This is a genomic window from Alcanivorax sp. (assembly GCF_051117345.1).
Taxonomy (GTDB): Bacteria; Pseudomonadota; Gammaproteobacteria; order Pseudomonadales; family Alcanivoracaceae; genus Alcanivorax.
On sequence record NZ_JBNPEC010000230.1, the window covers coordinates 1 to 2,886 of the forward strand.

The following is a 2,886-nucleotide window of genomic DNA, read 5'->3' on the forward strand; positions in this document are numbered from 1 at the left end:
GGGGCCAATTCCCGGTATCGACTGGCGACGATGCCGGGGGAATTGAGGCTGCGCACAGGGGAAACGGCGATGCCCGCATACACGGTATGAATGTGGCAACCGGCCATCAGCTCGGCCTCTTCCACCGCCCGCTGGATGGAGCGCACGGTGGCTTCGATATCCACCACCACGCCCTTCTTCATCCCCCGGGACGGCTGGGAGCCAATGCCGACAATTTCCATGGTGCCATCGGCGGATGACTGACCGACGATGGCCACCACCTTGGAGGTGCCAATGTCGAGTCCGACAATCATGTTTTCTGATGCGTTTGCCATGTCATCCATTCTCCTAAAACTAGCTTTGCTCGCCCCAGGTCACCGCCATGCCATCGGCATAGCGCAGGTCGACCCGGGTTACCCGGCGGCTGTCCGTGCTCAGCACACCGCGATAAAGCCGCACAAAGCGGCGCAATTTGCTGGTGTATGCTTCACGGTCTACCACCAGCTGCATATCGTTGTTCAGGGTCAGTCGCGCGGTCAGTCGCGCGTTGACCTCCATACTGCGAATACCCAGGTCCACATCTGCCAGCATCTTGCCCATGCTGTGATAGAACCCCATCACTTCTTCCAGCCGCTGTTGCGGGCCGCTCAGCCGCGGCAGGCCACTCAGGTCATACTGCTTGAGCGCCTTGAAGGGCTCACCGCTGTCTGAAATCAGCACGGTGTCATTCCACACCGCCACCGGGCGCCGCTCTTCCACGGTCAACACCACGGTGTCGGGCCACTGCCGGCGAACGGAAACCCGCTCCACCCAGCTCAGGCCCTGTGCCTGCTGGTAGATTTCTTCCAGCGGCACGGAAAAATAATTTTCGTCGCGAACCAGTGCCGCCAAGGCGGTCTGGATCTGCTGTTGACGGCGTACATCGGTGACACCATCCACACCCACCTTGCGCACCGGATAACCATCCAGTGCCGCCGGCAGATAGATCACGCCGACCAGCAACACCACCGCCACGGTGCCGACCAGCATCCAGGGCACCGCTGCTGACAACCGCTCATTGAGCGGTACGCCGGTTTTTTTGACCGGCTTGCGGCGGGCCCCGCGCGGGGTCGCGGCCTGCTTAGCCATCACCTCTTTCCAGCGCATCCAGCAGGATTTCCCCTACCAGAGTGTCGAAATCCCGCCCGGCGGCCTTGGCCGCCATGGGCACCAGGGAGTGATCGGTCATTCCCGGTACCGTGTTCACTTCCAGCAACTGCCAGTTGCCTTGCTCGTCCCGCATCACGTCCACCCGGCCCCAGCCGTGGCAGCCGGCCACCCGGAAGGCGGTCAAGGCCAGTTGGCGCAGGGCCTGCTCATCCGCCTCATCCAGCCCGGCCGGACACAGATATTCGGTGCTGTTGGACTGGTACTTGGCTTCAAAGTCATAAAACGCATTCGGTGTCTTCAGGCGGATCGCCGGAAGCGGCTCGTCGCCAAGGATGGCCACGGTGTATTCCGGGCCGTTAACCCAGGCTTCCACCAGCACATCGGAATCGAATTTTTCCGCTTCTTTCAGCGCCTGGGCCAGCTGCTCGGCGTTATCCGCCTTGGCCATGCCGATGGAGGAGCCTTCATGGGCCGGCTTGATCATCAGCGGGAAGCCCAGGTCAGTATCATTGCGGCCGGCCACATAAAACGCCGGCGTCGGCAAGCCGGCGCCTTTCCAAAGCTGTTTGGTGCGCACCTTGTCCATGCCGATGGCAGAGGCCATCACCCCGGAGCCGGTATAGGGAATGCCCAGATGCTCGAGGACGCCCTGGATGACACCGTCTTCGCCACCCCGGCCATGCAGGGCGATAAAGGCCACATCAAAACCCTTCAGGGTATCCACGCTCTTGTAAGCCGGATCTACCAGCTCGGCGATCAGGCCCAGATTGCGCAGAGCCTGATGAACCGCCGCACCACTTTTCAGTGACACGGGACGCTCGGCGGATTTGCCGCCGGCCAGTACCGCTACCCGGCCCACGCTGGCCAGTTGCTTCTTCAGCAGCACCTTATCCACGCTTGGCGCCTCCCTGTTCAGCCAGTTCTTTGGCGATGGCGCCCACATTGCCGGCGCCCTGAGTCACCAGCAGATCGCCGTCCTGCAGCTGGGTGGCCAGAATCTCTGCCAGCTTGGCCGGATCATCCACGAACACCGGTTCCACCCGGCCACGCTTGCGAATGCTGCGGCACAGGGCGCGGGCATCGGCACCGGGGATCGGGTCTTCACCGGCTCCGTAAACTTCCAGCATCAGCAACACATCTACCCCGGACAGCACGTCCACGAAGTCCTCGTAAAGGTCCTGGGTACGGGTATAACGGTGGGGCTGGAACAGCATGGCAAGACGACGGCCCGGCCAGCCGGCACGGATGGCATCGATGGTGACAGCCACTTCGCTGGGATGATGGCCGTAATCGTCCACCAGGGTCGCGCTACCGCCTTCAAAGTGGTATTCGCCCTGTACATCAAAGCGACGGCCCACACCGGTAAAGTTGTTCAGACCGCGAATAATGGCCTCATCGCTGGCGCCTTCATCAGCGGCCACGGCAATGGCCGCCAGGGCATTGAGTACGTTGTGCTTGCCCGGCATGTGCAACACCACATCCAGCGGCTCGCCTTCCTTGCGAATCACCCGGAAAGACGTGGTCATGCCCTGCTGCTGCACGTTCTCCGCACGCAGGTCCGCATCGTCGCTGAAGCCGTAGCGGATCACCTGGCGATTGACCCGCGGTAGCAGCTTGCGCCCCCCCGGGTCGTCCACGCACATCCCCGCCACGCCGTAGAACGGCAGGTTGTGCAGGCACGCGATAAAGGGGTTTTCCAGCTGGGCAAAATCCACGCCATAGGGGAGCAAGTGAGACGCTGCGATCTTGGTCACGCAG

3 protein-coding genes and 1 pseudogene are annotated in these 2,886 nt (G+C 62.2%); all 4 read right to left on the reverse strand.

Annotation, left to right across the window (positions count from 1 at the left end; genetic code table 11):
- Positions 1 to 323 (reverse strand): annotated as a pseudogene (locus ACFE0K_RS14815) (cell division protein FtsA); the annotation flags it as partial.
- 10 nt (positions 324 to 333) lie between these two features.
- Positions 334 to 1,107, reverse strand: a complete 774-nt coding sequence (locus ACFE0K_RS14820; RefSeq protein ID WP_434536792.1) for a cell division protein FtsQ/DivIB — start codon at positions 1,105 to 1,107, stop codon at positions 334 to 336.
- Positions 1,100 to 2,023: a D-alanine--D-alanine ligase gene (locus ACFE0K_RS14825; RefSeq protein ID WP_434536793.1), complete on the reverse strand. Its 924-nt coding sequence runs from the start codon at positions 2,021 to 2,023 to the stop codon at positions 1,100 to 1,102. The genes ACFE0K_RS14820 and ACFE0K_RS14825 overlap by 8 nt, the downstream gene beginning before the upstream one ends.
- The coding region (locus tag ACFE0K_RS14830; protein ID WP_434536794.1) for a UDP-N-acetylmuramate--L-alanine ligase at positions 2,016 to 2,886 on the reverse strand (871 nt) is incomplete at its 5' end. The genes ACFE0K_RS14830 and ACFE0K_RS14825, both read right to left, overlap by 8 nt.

What these genes read in the sequence shown, in the direction of transcription:
- ACFE0K_RS14820 (WP_434536792.1), bottom strand. Translation starts at nt 1,107, where the DNA reads ATGGCTAAGCAGGCCGCGACCCCGCGCGGGGCCCGCCGCAAGCCGGTC.